We start from the raw sequence: 16865 nt of genomic DNA on the forward strand, positions 1-16865 counted from the left end.
GATCCCGGAAAGTACATTGGTGCCATGAATACCGCAGCACCACAGTAGTGAGATTAAAAAAACCAGCAGCAGCATTCCAGGAAGAGTATCCAGTCCCATCACCAGTGGGCTGAGAATCAGGGTAAAAAAAGCGTTGATATCAAAATTCAGAATCACGCGGATAAACCAGACGATGATCAGGCAGACAACGGCTGGGATAAGGCTAATAAATGATTGCAGGACTGCGGGTGGCACGCTGTCGGGTAATTTTATATAGATATTACGGGTGATAAAGAAGCGGACGATATAGACGGTCAGAACCGAAAGGATAATGGCCGAGAACAACCCTGATGCGCCAAAATTATCGACATTCACTTTCCAGTGGCTGTCCATTTGCGCCATCAAAAAGACCGCAACGGTGATGCAACTGCAGCTCATTTCATCGAGCGAGAGCTGTTTTGCCAGGTTATAGCTGATACCGATAGCTGCGATCAGGCCAATTGCGCCAAAGGTTACGCTGACCGGCACGCTGAGCGTATCACTGAATCCCCCTAAAAATTCACGCCATCCGGGTATTGGCAGGTTAGCGATAATCAGAAAAAAACTGCCCGCAATAATAAAAGGCAATGTATAAGTAATTCCATTACGCACGGCGACCAATATCGTATTTTCACCAACCTTAACTAAAACGGGTACGACACGACTCTCTAAGAACTTGATCATTGGGCTATCCTTAGTAAGATATTCCGCTTACTGATATTGCGGTAAATAATCGCGATTAGCGGCTAAATAGTCGGTAAGTATTTTTTCCGCGATTTCCACCGATGGCACCAGAGGGTGCACTGAAAGCGCTAACAGCGCCGTCTGCCTGTTTCCGGTTATGGCGGCGTCTACGGTGAGCTCCTCAAAGGCTTTCACACTCTGAATCAGCCCTTTGATAGCCGTTGGTAGCCGACCATACGCCAATGGGTGTGCGCCAAGGCTATCGATCATTGCATTGGTTTCTATGACGGCATCATCAGGGAGGTCTGGCGTAGTGCCCATATTTGGCACGTTAACGACGTGAAGTTCCTTTTTGTTGTTGTATATCGAGCTAATGATTGAGCAGGCGGTATCGGAATAGAGTGCGCCGCCGCGCGCGGAAAGTTCGGCTGGTTTTTCACATAGATCTGGATTTCGATAAAGCTCAAAAAGCGACTTCTCGATACTCAACGATTGCTCGCCGCGCGTTCCACTGCGCTGCAGTTCGCTGATTTCGTGTTCCACCACTTCCCGACTCATGTAGAAATACTTTAGATAAGAAAGGGGATACAACTTCAAAGCGCGGATGAACTCAGCGGGTAAACCGAGATTGGGAACATTTTTCAACGTATGAGAGCCTACACCCTGTGCAAGCTGTTCGATAAAGTGGCGAGTAACATCTTCACCGTTAACCGTAATACGATCGGCAAAAATCAAGTGGTTCAGACCGATAAATCGTGCATAAACCTCCTCACGTTCAACGCCGTATACGCTCGCAATATCACGCATCATGCTGTTAGCGCCGCTACAGATACCGAGCGACTTAATCGGGCTATATTTGGCAATGGCCTCTGTGACGATCCCGGCCGGATTGGTGAAGTTGATAAGCCAGGCATTCGGGCAATATTTTTCCATCTTACGGCATAACGCGAGCAGGACGGGAATGGTTCGCTGGGCTTTCATAAATCCGCCCGGGCCCGTAGTTTCCTGACCGAGCACACCGTATCGTAAGGGGATTTTTTCATCCTGAATACGCGCCGCCAGTTGGCCTACGCGAATTTGCGTCGTCACGAAGTCGGCACCGATGAGCGCCTCCTCGAGATGGGTTGTCAGGTGGACAACCATATCGATTCCGGCTTTTTAACCATTCTTTGTGCTAGCGCACCGACGACTTCCAGCTTCTCTTTGCCCGCATCTATATCGACCAGCCAGTATTCACTGACGGGCAGCTCCGCATGACGTTTGATGAATCCATCGATAAGTTCTGGGGTGTACCCTGAACCTCCGCCCACCGTGACGACTTTTAATTTTTTCATGTTAACCAGACTCCGCTTTTAACTGGCATATGCCAGTTCGGAGAAGTTAACACAACGCGATCGGCTTTCAATGGTCAGAAATAGAGTTGCGGTAGGATTTTTTGAAAATGGGATGGCGATCGAAAAATGAGCAGAATAAGAAAAGCCTTCCCGAGTGGGAAGGCTTGGCATCAATCCAGGTAAAACACCTCTTTAAGCTCCGCGCTCACCGGGCTGTTATCCGAATTGGCTGGCATCACGTCAGTCATGTATTTCCACCAACGCTGACATACTTCGGTATTGGCAACAGCGTCCCAGCGTTCTTCCGATTCAATCTCAACGGTGGCGAACAGCAGGTTACGCTCTTTATCCAGATAAATAGCGTAGTGGTGTGCGCCGTGCGCTTTGAGAACCGACTCCAGCTCCGGCCAGATTGGGCTATGGCGTCGTTGATACTCCTCGTGTGCGTTGGCATTCACCTGCATCACAAAGGCTTTGCGGATCATAATGCCTCCAGATAGAGCTCACGAACTTCATCGCGGCTGGCGGTACGTGGGTTACATGGCGCACAAGGATCTGCCAGCGCTTTATCCAGCCAGCCTTCGATATCGGCTTTGGTGACGCCTAATTGACTGAATCCTTGCGGGATCCCTACGCGAGCGCTCAGTTGACGGATGGCGTTAATGGCTTCCATGCTGGCTGTTTCATCGCTCATATTACGCGTATCGACGCCCATCGCCTGCGCGACGCGAGCAAAACGCGCCACGGCATTAGGGCGGTTGAAGTTTTCAATGACGGGCAAAAGAATGGCATTACAAACGCCATGCGGCAGGTTATGCGTTGCGCCCGGCTGATGCGCCAGCGCGTGTACCAGGCCCAGACCGGCACTGTTAAACGCCATGCCCGCGAGGTACTGACCAAACGCCATTTGCTCGCGCGCTTCGAGGTTATGACCCTCGTCGACGGCTTTTGGCAGCCACAGGGTGATCAGGCGAATGGCTTCAAGTGCGTTGGCATCGGTTAACGGATGCGCGCCGACGGAAACGTAGGCTTCAATGGCATGAGTCAAGGCATCCATACCGGTTGCAGCGGTAACGGAAGCCGGGATATCGAGCATCACGCTGGCATCATCCACCGCGATATCCGGGATGATGTTGGCGTCGATAATGACTTCTTTCACCTGCCGCGCGGTATCAATGATCACCGCGTTGCTGGTCATCTCGGCGGCGGTGCCAGCAGTGGTGTTGATAGCAACCAAATGCACCCCGGCGTTGACCACTTTACCCACGCCAGAATAAGCGGTGGAAGGGCCTGGGTTCGCGGTGAGGATCTTAATTGCTTTCGCGGTGTCTATTGGACTGCCGCCGCCGAAGGCGATGATGTAGTCACAGGCATGCGCCTGATACGCTGCATAACCTTTCTGTACCAGCTCTTCCGTTGGGTTTGGGAAAACCTCGTCGAACAGATGGTAAGACACTTTATGTGCGTCCAGCGCGGTGAACAGGCTATCCAGTAAGCCGAGCTTAACAAGCTGACCATCGGTGACGATCAGCGCTTTTCCCCATTGCTTACCGGCAACCAGATTAACCATATCGGCGATAGCGCCCGCGCCGTGCAGGCTGATTTTCGGCAGTGCTAACATAAAACTCATGGTGTTTCTCCTTGATACCTATTTTGTTAAATCCTGTCTTCCCCCTCATCCTGTGGGGTGAGGGAGGTATTCAAATTCGTCGTCGCTGCATGAGTCGACGTGTGATGATCGGCAGTGAAATCACCACAATCAGCATCGCGCCGATGATTATCGACATCACGATACCGGGGACGTTAAGCAGGCTGAGGCCAAAGGTGACTAGCCCCATCAGGAACGCCGCAATGATGACGCCGACCATGCTGCCGGAGCCGCCAAGAATGTTGATACCGCCGAGCACCGCCATGGTGACCACCCCCAGCTCCCAGCCCATGGCGATGGTTGGCCGCGTACTGCCCAGACGGGAAGTCAGCAGCACGGCAGCCAGCCCCGACATCAACCCGACCAGCGCAAACAACAGCAGGTTGTGACGCTTGACGTTAATCCCTGAATACCATGCGCCGGTTGGATTATTGCCAATGGCGTAGGTACGGCGGCCAAAGTTGGTTTTATGTAGCAAAAAGGCGAACACGGCAGCGAGCACGATAAACAGCGCAAACTCGAACGACAGCGCGCCCCATACGTAGCCTTGTCCAAACCAGGCAAAGCTCTCTGGATATTTATTCAGCGCCTGATCGCCCAGCAGAATGTAGGTAATACCGCGATACAGACTCATGGTGCCGATGGTGATGACGATAGAGGAGAGGTTAAAGCGCGTGACCAGCAGGCCGTTAAACAGCCCGCACAGCAGCCCAACGCCAAGCCCTACGCAGACCAGCAGCGGTGTATCGATGCCGGCGGCGGCGCAAAAGCCCATCAGCGTTGAGCTGAGTGCGATGGTTGAAGCAACGGAAAGGTCGATCTCTCGAGCAATAATCAGCATCGCCATCGGCAGCACGATGATTGCCTTCTCGGTGAAGTTGAAGGTGGCGTCCGATAGATTCCAGATATTGAGGAAGTACGGTGAAGCCAGGGCGTTGATGACAAACACCAGCAGAGTGACCGCCAGTAAAAAGCCTTCCCAGCACAGCAACCGTTGAATGAAAGACGGTGTGGCGATTTCGGTTTTAATCTCTTCCGGCATCATTATTTTGCTCATGAGCGCACCGCCTGTTTTTGTCGAGCCAGCGCAGCATCGCGCAAAATCAGCCGTCCCTTGCGTTTATTACCGCGTTCATTCAGCAGTACCGCTACCACAATCACCGCCCCGGAAATGGCCATCTGCCAGAACGGTGAAATCCCGATAACCGGCAGTGCATTGTTGATAATGCCGAGGAACAGCGCCCCGCACAGGCAGCCGATGACGCGACCGGTGCCGCCCATGGTGCTGATACCGCCAATCACGCAGGCGGCAACCACCTGCAGCTCGAAGCCGTTGGCGACGTCAACGTAGGCGACGGCAAAGCGGGAGATCCACAAATAACCGCAGAACCCGGCCAGCGCACCGGAGAGGCAGAAGCTGACAAACTGCATTTTTCCAGCGTTGATTCCGGTGTAGTACGCCGCAGTGGCGTTACCGCCGGCGGTGTATAGCGCCCGTCCGGTGCGGCTAAAGCGCAGGAAATAGCCGACTAACAGCAGCGCAGCGATAGCAAACCAGCTCAGCACCGGCAGCCCAAGGAGTGAGGTGCGCGGCAGGCCGAGGAAGTCGACACCCATTTGATGTGAGTTGACCCAGCCGCCGTCGGAAAGCAGGAAGATTATTCCCCGGTAGATACTCATGGTCCCCAGCGTCACTACAATGGCGGGAATACCCAGCTTCCAGACCAGCAGCCCATTAATCATTCCCATCACCAGCCCCAGCGCGGTGGCGAGCACCAGCAGCGCCCAGACGGGGATAGAGGGAAAATGGAAATTGAGCAGGGCGACTATCATTCCGGTGAGCGCCAGGTTGGCGGCCATCGACAGATCGATACCTTTGGTCAGTAGCACCATCATTTGGCCGAGCGCGAGGATGATTAAGATGGCGGTATCGTTGAACATTTCCACCAGATTACCCGGTGAGACGAACGACGGTACCCGGCTGCCAATGGCTGCCACCATCAGAATAATAACGCCCGCGAGCAGCGCTTCACGGTGTTTAAATAAGGATTGCCACATTTACGCTGCCTCCCTACCTGCGCCGCTTGCCGCGCTGACGATGGTTTCCGCCGTCGCTTCACCGGCCTGATACTCGGCCACCCTCAGCCCCTCATGCATGACGATAATGCGGTCCGCCATGCCCATCACTTCCGGCAGTTCCGAAGACACCATGATCACCGCCAGCCCTTGCGCCACCAGCTCGGACATAAACTGATGCACCGCGGCTTTGGATCCAATATCAATACCCTTGGTCGGCTCGTCGAGAATGATGACCTCCGGATGCGTTGCCAGCCATTTGCCAATCACCACTTTTTGCTGGTTACCGCCGGAGAGCGTTTCTACCGGTTGTCGCCAGCTAAAGGCTTTTACCTGTAGGCGGCGTGCGTACTCGTCGGCCAACTGCCACTCCCGGGCATCGTTAAGCACGCCGCGTGGATTGAGTTTGTTTAGCTGCGGCAGGCTGATGTTCTGCGCGATGGGCAGCTCGATAATGGCGCCCTGTTTTTGCCGCTCTTCCGGCACGCAGACAATCCCGGCGCTGATGGCGTCGGCGGGCTGGCGGAAATGCACCGGCCTGCCGTTCAGCACGATTTCACCTGAAGAGGGATGCGAAACGCCGGAAAGCGCCTGCATCAGCTCGGTACGCCCGGCGCCGACCAGACCATAGAAGCCCAGAATCTCGCCTTTGCGCAGCGTAAAACTGATATGGGCAAACTCGGTTGGGTGGCACAAATCTTTCACCTCCAGCACCACGTCACCCTTCTCGCAGGCGACTTTCGGGTAGGTTTGCGTAATGGCGCGGCCGACCATCATGGCCACCATACGTTCTTCGGTGATGTCATTAATTGCACCGGAACCCACATACACACCATCACGCAAAATGGTGTAGTGATCCGCCAGCTCGAAGATTTCATCAAACTTGTGGGAGATGAACAGAATTGCTTTACCTTCCTGTTTTAAGCGCTCAACAATCTGATAAAACTCCAGTATTTCGTGCTGGGAGAGAGCTGCGGTGGGCTCATCGAGGATCACAACCTGCGCTTCGAACGACAGGGCACGGGCAATGGCGACCATATGGCGCTGGGCGATGCTGAGGGTTTTCAGTATGGCGCGTGGATCAATTTGCACATCGAGGCGGCTTAAGATCGCGTGTGCTTTCTGATGCATGGCAGGCCAATCGAGCTTTTTTAACCAGCCTTTATGCAGATACTGGCCGACAAAAATATTTTCGGTGACCGACAGCTCGTCGAACAGCACGGTTTCCTGATGAATGGCGGTAATACCGACTTTGTGCGCCGAGTCCGGCGTTGGCAGTGAAATCGGGATAGCTTTATACAGGATTTCACCTTCTTCAGGCTGATAGATGCCGGTCATGACTTTGACCAGCGTCGATTTGCCCGCACCGTTTTCACCAATTAAGGCGGTGACTTTTCCGGGCCAGAGATCGAGCTGCACGTTTTCAAGCGCGCGCACGCCGGGGAAAACTTTGGTTATTCCCTTTAGCTGTAGCAAAGGTGTCGACATGATAGTTCTCCATCGTGGGAGGTTTTGTAGGGCGAGTCAGCGCTAGCGCCACCCACCGGTTTGCCGGATGGCGCGGGGCCTATCCGGTCTACAAAACGCATCAGAAGATTTTTGAGAACTTATCAATATTGCTGGCATCGTAAACGAACGGCTCAGACATAGCGCCGCTGCCGTCAGCATCCAGCTTCACCTTGCCCAGCTTGCCCATACTGGCTTCGGTTGGCGTGGCGGTGCCTTTGACCAGGTCATCCGCAAGATAGGTTGCCGCGTAGCCCAGGTCGATAGGATTCCAGATGGCAAAGCTTTTGCTAGCACCGGACTTGATTGCACCGGCCATTTCAGACGGCAACCCCAGGCCGGTAACGTACACTTTGCCAATTTTGCCCTGGTCTTTCACCGCCTGCGCCGCCGCCACGATACCGACAGACGACGGCGAGACGATCACTTTCAGATCCGGGTAAGACTTCAGCAGACCAACCGCTTCGCGGTAGCTTTTATCTGACAGATCGTCGCCGTAGGCCACGGTCACCAGATTGATGGACGGGTAGTTCGGTAATACTTTCTTCATCTCGCCAATCCAGATGTTCTGGTTAGTCGAGGTTGGCGTTGCGCTGAGAATCGCAACATCGCCTTTTTCCACATTCAGCGCTTTAAGCGCATCGGCGGCCAGCTTGACGTTGGTTTCACCAATCAGCTGGTTATTGGATGGATTCAGGTGAATTTGACGCCCACCGGCGGTGACGCCGGAATCCCATGAAACGACTTTAATGCCGCGCTGCATGGCTTTTTTCAGCACCGGGACCACGGCATCCGGATCGTTGGCGGAAATGGCGATCGCATCCACCCCTTGAGCGATCAACCCGTTAAGCACTTCGATCTGCGCTTCTGCGGTGGTGGTAGTGGGACCGGTATAAATAACTTTAACATCGCCTAACTCTTTTGCGGCCTCCTGAGCGCCGACGTTCGCAGCCTCGAAGAATCCATTACCTAAAGACTTGGCCACAAGGGCGATTTTTACTTCAGCTAATGCGGAACCGGACAACGCCAGGGCGGCAACGGTGAGGATGAAGCTTGCTTTTATTTTCATTGCTTGTACTCCACGGTTTTGAGTTAGTTGGTTTGCAGGTAACAGAATTTTTCCCCTGCGGATCGTTGCCCACAGGGGTTATGCGATGTTCTTACTTGTACAGATTTAATGCGCTGGCCATCGGGGTCACGCCAAAGCGCTGGCCGAGGGCAATCAGTTCTTGCTGAGTGATGGTCTGCTTCATGCCGCCCATCGAGTACACCTTCACCAGGACTTCGGCAGATTTTTCGGCGGTATCAATCAGGCCGAAGGCCTCATCAAGCGTTGGGCCACTGCCAAAGACACCGTGGAACGGCCACAGCACCAGAGAGTGCTGCTGCATTGACACCGCGGTCGCCTGACCGATTTCGTCAGTACCCGGCACCATCCACGGCAGAATGCCGACGCCATCCGGGAAGACCACCAGACACTCGGTGCTGCCTTCCCACAGTTTGCGGGTAATCAGCGCACTGTCATTTTCCAGCACGTAGGTCAGCGCAATCAGGTTGGTGGCGTGGCAGTGCATGATTACGCGGTCTTTGCCGTCGGTCAGTTTGATACGTTCACAGTGTGACAGGAAATGCGCAGGCAGCTCGGACGTTGGTACAGCTTCGTGAGTCAGCCCCCACAAAATATGGTAGCCCGCACCGTCGCTATCGACTTTCACGACGCCGAGGTTAGCGGCAGGATCGAGCTGGACGTTACGGAAGAATTTACCGGAACCGGTCACGATAAACGGCGTGTTTGCCAGCATAGGCATCGGCTGGCTCAGAGCGATATAGCGTGGTTTGGCGTGGAAATCGGCGGTGAAGGGGGCGATATCAGCTTCGTCCAGACGCAGGGTCAGGTTACCGCCATTACGTTCATCCCAGCCTTTCAACCAGGCGTCAGAAGTGGCTTTGATCATGCCCTGGACGAACCAGGAATCGGTAATATTCTGCATAGTCTTGTTGTCCTGTGTACTTTGATGCCCGATGGCGCTGCGCCTATCGGGCCGACAATTTTGATGGTTTCGTTGACCGGATACGGTGTTGCCACCTCCGGCGAATGCGCGTCGTTATTTACGTTTGCTCAGAATCTCTTTCTCGTAGCCGCGCACGCTTTCCAGCCACTGGCTGCCCGCCGGAGTGTCATTGCGCTGGCAATACATTTCCCATACGGCTTGCCACGGCAGACATTTCTGTTCTTCCAGCAGCGCCAGACGCGCGGTGTAGTCGCCAGAGGCTTCCAGTTGGCGCAGTTCAGCGGTGGGTTCCAGCAGCGCGCGCAGCAGGGCTTTCTTCATGTTGCGAGTACCGATGACCCATGCCGCGATACGGTTGATAGAGGCGTCGAAGAAGTCGAGGCCGATGTGGACGCGGTCAAACAGGTCGTGGCGGATGATTTCGCTGGCGATGGCCTGCGTTTCATCATCCAGCAGTACTACGTGGTCGCTGTCCCAGCGTACCGGGCGGCTCACGTGCAGCAGCAGGCGAGGGACGTACAGCATGGCGGCGGAGATTTTGTCGGAGATCACTTCTGTTGGGTGGAAGTGGCCGGCATCCAGGCACAGTGCGGTTTGACGGCTGGTGGCGTAGCCCATATAGAATTCGTTGGAGCCGACGGTATAGCTTTCCGCGCCGATACCGAACAGTTTGCTTTCCACTGCGTCGATGTGGTGCGCCGGATTGAGTTTTTCGCTGATCACTTCATCCAGCGCCGCAGCCAGACGCTGGCGAGGTGCCAGACGGTCAACGGTGACGTCTTTCATGCCGTCCGGGATCCAGATGTTCATCACCGATGGTGTACCCAGTTGCTCGCCAAAATAGGCCGATACGCGGCGGCTGGCTTTGCAGTGGTCAATCCAGAACTGACGAATTTTGGGATCGGCATGAGACAGAGTAAAGCCATCGGCGCTCAGCGGATGTGAGAAGCATGACGGGTTAAAGTCGAGGCCCAGCTTGTGTTTTTTCGCCCACTCCACCCAGTTTTTAAAGTGCTCAGGTTTGATTTTGTCGCGCGCAACCGGGGTATCCGACTCCAGATAGATAGCATGCAGGTTCAGACGCTTTGGCCCAGGGATGAGGCTCAGCGCCTGCTCCAGATCGGCGCGCAGCTCGGTGGCGTTGCGCGCTTTGCCCGGGTAGTTACCGGTCGCCTGAATGCCACCCGTTAAATTGCCTTCTGGATTTTCAAACCCCGCGACGTCATCACCCTGCCAGCAGTGCATCGATACAGGTAAACGGTCGAGCTGGCGTAACGCTTCTTCGACGTCAATACCGACGGCGGCATAGCGCTGTTTCGCGAGTTCCCAGGCTTGGTCAAGTTGAGTGGTCATGCGCAAAGCTCCTTTGTCTGTCGTTGTTGCTGAAACTGCGCAACGTAGCGGGCAATTTCATGGTCTGGATTAGGGGTAAAGGTGGTGAGGCCGTAGTTACCGGTGACCACCTTGCGGAAATCGTCGACGTTGGACAGCTCGTCCAGCGTCATTAATTGGATGCCGATGTTGCCGAGCGTCGAGGCTTCAATCGGACCGGCGACCACGGTAATACCGCAGGCATCGGCACACAGCTGATTGAGCAGTTGGTTCTGGCAGCCGCCGCCGACAATATGCAGCCGGCTGAACGGTTTACCGCGTAGCTGCGCGAGCTCCTGCAGTACGTCGGCGTAGAGCAGTGCGAGGCTGTCGAAAATGCAGCGCGCGAGCTCAGCCGCAGTGGCTGGAACCGGCTGGGCGGTTTCACGACAGGCAGCCTGAATTTCTGCGCTCATGTTTTCCGGGTTGATAAAGCGGTCATCGTTTGGCGCGATCAGGCTGCGACAGGTTGGCAGCGCCGCCGTTTCGGCAATCAGTTCCGGGAGGTCGCTGATATTTTGTTCTTTCAGAACGCGCTGCAGCAGCCACAGACCCATGATATTTTTCAGCACCCGGTAGCGGCCTTCTGCGCCGCCTTCGTTGGTGATGTTGGCGCGCTGCGCCTGTTCGCTGGTGTAGGGGTGCTTACTTTCAAAGCCCATCAGCGACCAGGTGCCGGAAGAGAGATAGGCGGCATCGGCGTTAGCCAGCGGCGAGGCAATCACGGCGCTGGCGGTATCATGGCTGGCGACGGCAACGACTGGGATTTGATTTCCCTGTGGGCAGATCCAATGGCCAACCACGTTGCCTGGATGGGTTGGCGTGCCAAACCATGACGCCGGCGCGCCGGTCCAGTTCAGCAGATCCTCATCCCAGTTATCGCTGTCGATATTGATAAGCTGTGTGGTGGTGGCGTTGGTGTATTCCCAGTTCATTTTGCCGGTCAGGCGATAGCCGAAATAGTCAGGAATCAGCAACGCATGAGCGGCCTGTGCCACTAACGCCGGCTGCTGTTCAACGAGAGCGCGCAGCTGGTACAGCGTATTAAACGGTAGGAACTGAATGCCGCTGCGGCGGTAGATATCAGCTTTACCCAGTTGGTCTATGGCGATGGCCATCATGCCGTCGGTGCGGCTATCGCGGTACGATACCGGCAGCCCAACTCGCTGACCTTGTTTGTCCAGCAGTACGTAGTCCACGCCCCAGGTATCAATACCGATACTGTCGATAAGAATGCCTTCATCGCACACTTTATTGAGTCCGATACGAATTTCGGCTTCCAGTCCGTCGATGTCCCAGGTCTCAAAACAATCCTGTTTATGCAGGTTGTTTACGAAACGGTGGATTTCGCGCAGTGACAGCGAACGCTTCGCGGCATCAAAGCGCGCCAGCATTACACGTCCGCTTGAGGCGCCTAAATCGACGGCCACACAATGGCGAAAAGTCATGGTAAGAGTCCTTCTATGAGTCATTACCGCTCAGTCTAGAAAAAGGGCAATGACACAACCTTCTCGCCACTGACAGGCGCAATAGGGCGCTGGCAAGAAAGCAAAGATGAACGTGAGGGAGTTCACAAATTCCTGCGATGGGGCTGCTTTCGGGGGGTGTGATGGTGACCGCATTTCCCGATCTTTCCGGCTGTTTCTTGAAAAAACGACCGGGTTTGCGCGCTTTAGTGTCAAAACGTCAAGGTCAGATCTCTCATCGGATATTACTATCCTGATAACTTTTCTCATCTGTCGGGAGTCGTTATGACCGTACTACATAGTGTGGATTTCTTCTCATCAGGTCACTTGCCGGTTGCTATTGAACCACGACTTCCACAGGGCGCATTTCCTGAGCATCACCATGATTTCAATGAAATTGTTATCGTTGAGCATGGGTCTGGTATTCATGTATTTAATGGTCAACCGCATACCATTTGTGGGGGAACGGTTTGCTTTGTTCGCGACTTTGATCGGCACCTGTATGAACACACCGATAACTTGTGTCTGACGAATGTGTTGTATCGCGCGCCGGATGCCTTCCAGTTCTTGTCAGGTCTCAACAAATTACTGCCGCAGGAGCAGGATGGTCACTATCCTTCCCATTGGCGCGTAAACCAGAACACGTTGCAGCAGGTGAGGGCGATTGTCAGCCAGATGGAAGAGGTGAAAGACAGCACCGATATGATGTCGCTGGCTAACCGTGAAATCCTGTTTATGCAGCTATTGGTATTGCTGCGTAAAGGCAGCCAGGAACAAGGGGCTGAGGATAATGATGCACGTCTGAACCAACTGATGGCCTGGCTAGAGGAGCATTATGCGGAGGAGGTGTGCTGGGAAGGGCTAGCAGACAGCTTTTCGCTGTCTCTGCGAACGCTGCATCGGCAGTTGAAGCACTGCACCGGCCTCACGCCGCAGCGCTACCTCAACCGTTTACGTCTGATTAAGGCTCGTCACCTGCTGCGCCACAGCGATGAAAGTGTGACCGATATCGCCTATCGCTGCGGCTTTGGTGACAGCAACCATTTCTCGACGCTGTTCCGCCGTGAATTTAACTGGTCGCCGCGCGATATCCGCCAGGGGCGGGATACGATGCTTCAGTAACGCGAAGATAATCACCGTTTTTTACCTTAAAACGGCTAATAATAAAGAGTTATTAGCCGTGAGGTATCCGCGTGTCAGGTCAGCTAATCCTTCGAAAATCCGACTTTTTTGCCAGCCCGACGCAGGCCGTTGCGGTAGCTGACCGCTATCCGCAGAATGTGTTTGCTGAACACACCCATGATTTTTGCGAATTGGTGATGGTCTGGCGTGGCAACGGGTTGCACATTCTGAACGACCGCCCTTATCGCATTACCCGCGGCGATCTCTTTTACATCCGCGCGGAAGATAAGCACTCCTACGCTTCCGTCAACGACCTGGTTTTACAGAATATCATCTACTGTCCGGAGCGTTTAAAGCTCAACGTTGACTGGATTTCCCATATTCCAGGGCTGCATGGATCGCACTGGGCGCCGCACTGGCGTATCGGTAGCACCGGTATGGCTCAGGCGCGGCAGATCATGACCCAACTGGAGCAGGAGAGCCGCAAAGACGATGCGCTGGCCAATGAGATGTCCGAGCTATTGTTTGCTCAACTGGTGGTCTGTCTCACCCGCTATCGTTACGCAACGGATAACCAGGCGGCGACGCAAAGCGAGGCACTGCTGGACAAGCTGCTGACGGTGCTGGCGGGAAGCCTCAACCGCCCCTTCGCCCTGGATGCATTTTGTGAACAGCAGGGGTGCAGCGAACGCACGCTGCGCCAGCAGTTTCGTAGCCAGACCGGGATGACGGTAAACCACTATCTGCGACAGCTTCGGATATGCCATGCGCAGTACCTGCTGCAGCACACCGAAATGTTAATTGGCGAAGTGGCGATGCAGTGCGGTTTTGAAGACAGTAACTATTTTTCCGTGGTGTTTAACCGGGAAATTGGCGTTACGCCGGGGCAGTGGCGGCAGCGCAGTCGCGTTGCCGCCTAAGTACTTAACTCGCCATACCTAAGCCAACAATGTTGGCGGCGATGATAATGACTACGCAGCCGAGGCTCAGGACGCTGACGGGGCGAATGCCGGCGTTTTTCCACTCTTTTAATACCAACCCGACCAACCCACCGCACAATACGTAGAAGCTCATGTGCAGCATCCAGCTCATGTAGTCATACTGCGCGGGAATACTGGCGTGGCCCCAGGCGTAGAAGAAGAACTGGAGATACCACATTAATCCGCCCAGCGCTGACAGCAGAATATTGCTGACAATAAGTGGTTTTGCCAGCGAGAAGTCTGCTTTTATCGACAGATTTTTGACTTTTGCCAGACGAATGAAGCAGAAGCCAAGGTTGACCAGCGCGCCGCCGCCCATAATCACCACGTAGCTCGGTAAGGCGGTATACAGGGGATCGACGCCTAATGCGGCGGCGGCTTCATGCATCGGTTTGGCGGCGTTCATCGCAAAGGACATCCCGGCGGAAAAGAAGCCGCACATCACGGCCAGCACCAGCCCTTTCTTGAGGTTAAACTCTTCTGCTTTGATCCCCATTTTACGTTCTTTCAGCTGTCCCGCCCGGGTTACGATCCCGACGCCAACGACTGCAACCAGCACGCCAAGCAGCGTCATCTGGCCACCTTTCGTGTGGATGAGTACGCCAAACTGGCCGTTAATTATCGGGGTGAGTAGGGTACCGACAATCAGCGTGATACCGATGGCAATACCGATGCCCATCGACATGCCGAGATAACGCATGGTCAGACCATAGTTGATGTTACCAATCCCCCACATGGCGCCGAATAAGAACACCGGTAGCAGCGTAGCAGCGCTAAAAGAGTGGTAGTAAGCCCAAAAGTCGGGCAGCAGTAAGGCGCTGATTACCCAGGGAAGCAATATCCAGGAGACAATCCCGCCGATAGACCACATGGTTTCCCATGACCATTGCTGAACTTTCTTGAACGGAGCATAGAAACAGGCTGCACTGGCCGCACCTATCAAATGCCAAAAAATACCCATCGTAATTGCATGGTTCATTAATTTTATCCTCATCCATTTTTATCGTACAAATCGTCTTCCAACGGGATGAGTGTAAAAATTAGTCAATTTTTTGACCTTCCAGCAGTTGCCATTCAGAAGGGAATTTTGGCAAGGAACGGCGTAATCGGCTGTTCTTCCTCACAAAATACTAACCATAACGCATGGTTATATCCTTATAAAAACTACGGCATTGATAATCATTTTCAATATCATTTAATTAACTATAATGAACCAACTGATTACGCGGCGTTTACAGGTTTGCCGCCCGACAATAATGGAGATGATTATGAGCTATACCCTGCCATCACTGCCTTATGCGTACGATGCCCTGGAACCGCACTTCGACAAACAGACGATGGAAATCCATCACAGCAAGCACCACCAGGCTTACGTGAACAACGCTAACGCAGCGCTGGAAAGCCTGCCGGAGTTCGCTTCCCTGTCTGCGGAAGAACTGATCGCGAAACTGGATCAGCTGCCGGCTGATAAGAAAACCGTTCTGCGTAACAACGCAGGTGGCCATGCTAACCATAGCTTCTTCTGGAAAGGCCTGAAAAAAGGCACCACCCTGCAGGGTGACCTGAAAGCAGCTATCGAGCGTGACTTCGGTTCCGTTGATAACTTCAAAGCTGAATTTGAAAAAGCAGCAGCGACCCGTTTCGGCTCCGGCTGGGCGTGGCTGGTGCTGAAAGGCGACAAACTGGCTGTTGTTTCTACTGCTAACCAGGATTCCCCGCTGATGGGTGAAGCCGTTTCTGGCGCATCCGGTTTCCCAATCGTGGGTCTGGACGTGTGGGAGCACGCTTACTACCTGAAGTTCCAGAACCGCCGTCCGGACTACATCAAAGAGTTCTGGAATGTGGTGAACTGGGACGAAGCCGCGGCACGTTTCGCAGCTAAAAAATAATTTGCATTGCCGGTCTGTAGAAGCGAGTCTGATGACTCGCTTTTTTTGTATCCGCGTAAGGAGCAGCAGATGCATTATCCGGTTGACGTGTTCATTGGCAAAATCCGCGATTACGACGGTAGCCGCCCAAGCGCTATCGCCAAAGTGCAGATAGACGGCGAGCTGGAACTCACCGATTTAGGGTTGCAGGGCGATGAGCAGGCGGAAAAAAAGATTCACGGCGGTCCTGACCGCGCGCTATGCCATTATCCTCGCGAGCATTACGCCGAGTGGGCGCGAGATTTCCCGGAACAGGCCGCGCTCTTTTACGCGCCGGCATTTGGGGAAAACCTCTCAACGGAAGGCCTGACCGAACACAACGTCTTCATCGGGGATATTTACCGCTGGGGTGAGACGCTGATTCAGGTCACACAACCGCGTTCTCCGTGTTTTAAGCTGAACTACCACTTTTCCATTAGCGACATGGCTTCGGTGATGCAAAACAGCGGCAAAACGGGCTGGCTGTACCGCGTGATTGCGCCGGGTAACGTATCCAGCGATGCGCCGCTGGTGTTGGTGTCGCGTTTGAGCGATGTGTCAGTGCATGAGGCCGGTGTCATTGCCTGGTCGATGCCGTTTGATGATGACCAGTATCATCGGTTGCTGAGCGCGGCTGGGCTGTCGGTTAGCTGGAGCAGAACGATGCAAAAGCGTCGTTTAAGCGGCAAAATTGAGGATAATTCCCGAAGATTGTGGGGTAAATAGCTGGAGATTGCTCAA

16 protein-coding genes and 1 pseudogene are annotated in these 16865 nt (G+C 54.1%); 4 read left to right on the top strand and 13 right to left on the bottom strand.

Annotation, left to right across the window (positions count from 1 at the left end; all coding sequences use genetic code 11):
- The 12 genes and pseudogenes from KCR01S_RS17575 to rhaB all read right to left on the bottom strand — a co-directional run.
- Positions 1–702: PTS transporter subunit EIIC (locus KCR01S_RS17575; RefSeq protein WP_167348835.1), on the bottom strand; the 702-nt coding region annotated here is incomplete at its 3' end.
- Positions 703–729: 27 nt separating this feature from the next.
- Positions 730–1512 (bottom strand): family 4 glycosyl hydrolase, encoded by a 783-nt coding sequence (locus KCR01S_RS25670; protein WP_369691454.1) that lies wholly within the window; start codon positions 1510–1512, stop codon positions 730–732.
- A gap of 36 nt (positions 1513–1548) precedes the next feature.
- Positions 1549–2036, bottom strand: a pseudogene (locus tag KCR01S_RS25805) (family 4 glycosyl hydrolase); the annotation flags it as partial.
- 170 nt (positions 2037–2206) lie between these two features.
- A complete protein-coding gene (gene rhaM, locus KCR01S_RS17585) occupies positions 2207–2521 on the bottom strand; it encodes an L-rhamnose mutarotase (protein ID WP_061284393.1) in 315 nt (104 codons plus the stop codon).
- Positions 2518–3666, bottom strand: a complete 1149-nt coding sequence (gene fucO, locus KCR01S_RS17590) for a lactaldehyde reductase (RefSeq protein ID WP_061284394.1) — start codon at positions 3664–3666, stop codon at positions 2518–2520. Before fucO ends, rhaM begins: the two co-directional genes overlap by 4 nt.
- Positions 3667–3736: 70 nt before the next feature.
- Positions 3737–4741, bottom strand: a complete 1005-nt coding sequence (locus KCR01S_RS17595) for an ABC transporter permease (RefSeq protein WP_061284395.1) — start codon at positions 4739–4741, stop codon at positions 3737–3739.
- Entirely contained in the window at positions 4738–5742 is a 1005-nt protein-coding gene (locus KCR01S_RS17600) for an ABC transporter permease (RefSeq protein WP_061284396.1), read from the bottom strand. The genes KCR01S_RS17595 and KCR01S_RS17600 overlap by 4 nt, the downstream gene beginning before the upstream one ends.
- Entirely contained in the window at positions 5743–7248 is a 1506-nt protein-coding gene (locus KCR01S_RS17605; RefSeq protein WP_061284397.1) for a sugar ABC transporter ATP-binding protein, read from the bottom strand. It lies immediately after the preceding gene.
- 100 nt (positions 7249–7348) lie between these two features.
- Positions 7349–8335 carry a rhamnose ABC transporter substrate-binding protein gene (gene rhaS / locus KCR01S_RS17610; protein ID WP_061284398.1) on the bottom strand — a complete coding sequence of 329 codons (987 nt, stop codon included), beginning with the start codon at positions 8333–8335 and terminating at the stop codon, positions 7349–7351.
- 91 nt (positions 8336–8426) lie between these two features.
- Positions 8427–9257 (bottom strand): rhamnulose-1-phosphate aldolase, encoded by an 831-nt coding sequence (gene rhaD, locus KCR01S_RS17615; protein ID WP_061284399.1) that lies wholly within the window; start codon positions 9255–9257, stop codon positions 8427–8429.
- A gap of 114 nt (positions 9258–9371) precedes the next feature.
- Complete coding sequence (gene rhaA, locus KCR01S_RS17620) at positions 9372–10631, bottom strand: L-rhamnose isomerase (RefSeq protein ID WP_061284400.1); 1260 nt, start codon at positions 10629–10631, stop codon at positions 9372–9374.
- The gene (gene rhaB / locus KCR01S_RS17625; protein ID WP_061284401.1) at positions 10628–12097 is read right to left on the bottom strand and encodes a rhamnulokinase; all 1470 of its coding nucleotides are present in this window, start codon (positions 12095–12097) and stop codon (positions 10628–10630) included. The genes rhaA and rhaB overlap by 4 nt, the downstream gene beginning before the upstream one ends.
- A gap of 303 nt (positions 12098–12400) precedes the next feature.
- Between rhaB and rhaS (KCR01S_RS17630) the strand changes: the two genes are divergently transcribed.
- Positions 12401–13237, top strand: coding sequence for an HTH-type transcriptional activator RhaS (gene rhaS / locus KCR01S_RS17630; RefSeq protein WP_061284402.1), 837 nt, complete (start codon positions 12401–12403; stop codon positions 13235–13237).
- Between the two features lie 71 nt (positions 13238–13308).
- Positions 13309–14157 carry an HTH-type transcriptional activator RhaR gene (gene rhaR / locus KCR01S_RS17635; RefSeq protein ID WP_061284403.1) on the top strand — a complete coding sequence of 283 codons (849 nt, stop codon included), beginning with the start codon at positions 13309–13311 and terminating at the stop codon, positions 14155–14157.
- 4 nt (positions 14158–14161) lie between these two features.
- Here the strand turns inward: rhaR and rhaT are convergent, their stop codons facing one another.
- A complete protein-coding gene (gene rhaT / locus KCR01S_RS17640) occupies positions 14162–15196 on the bottom strand; it encodes an L-rhamnose/proton symporter RhaT (protein ID WP_061284404.1) in 1035 nt (344 codons plus the stop codon).
- 289 nt (positions 15197–15485) lie between these two features.
- Here rhaT and sodA point away from each other — a divergent pair, with 289 nt between their 5' ends.
- Entirely contained in the window at positions 15486–16106 is a 621-nt protein-coding gene (gene sodA / locus KCR01S_RS17645) for a superoxide dismutase [Mn] (protein WP_052284210.1), read from the top strand.
- A 6-nt stretch (positions 16107–16112) separates the two neighbouring features.
- A complete protein-coding gene (gene yiiM / locus KCR01S_RS17650; RefSeq protein WP_112202448.1) occupies positions 16113–16850 on the top strand; it encodes a 6-hydroxyaminopurine reductase in 738 nt (245 codons plus the stop codon).
- Positions 16851–16865 lie beyond the last annotated feature (15 nt).

This window comes from Kluyvera cryocrescens NBRC 102467 (genome assembly GCF_001571285.1).
In the GTDB taxonomy this organism is placed as follows: Bacteria; Pseudomonadota; Gammaproteobacteria; order Enterobacterales; family Enterobacteriaceae; genus Kluyvera; species Kluyvera cryocrescens.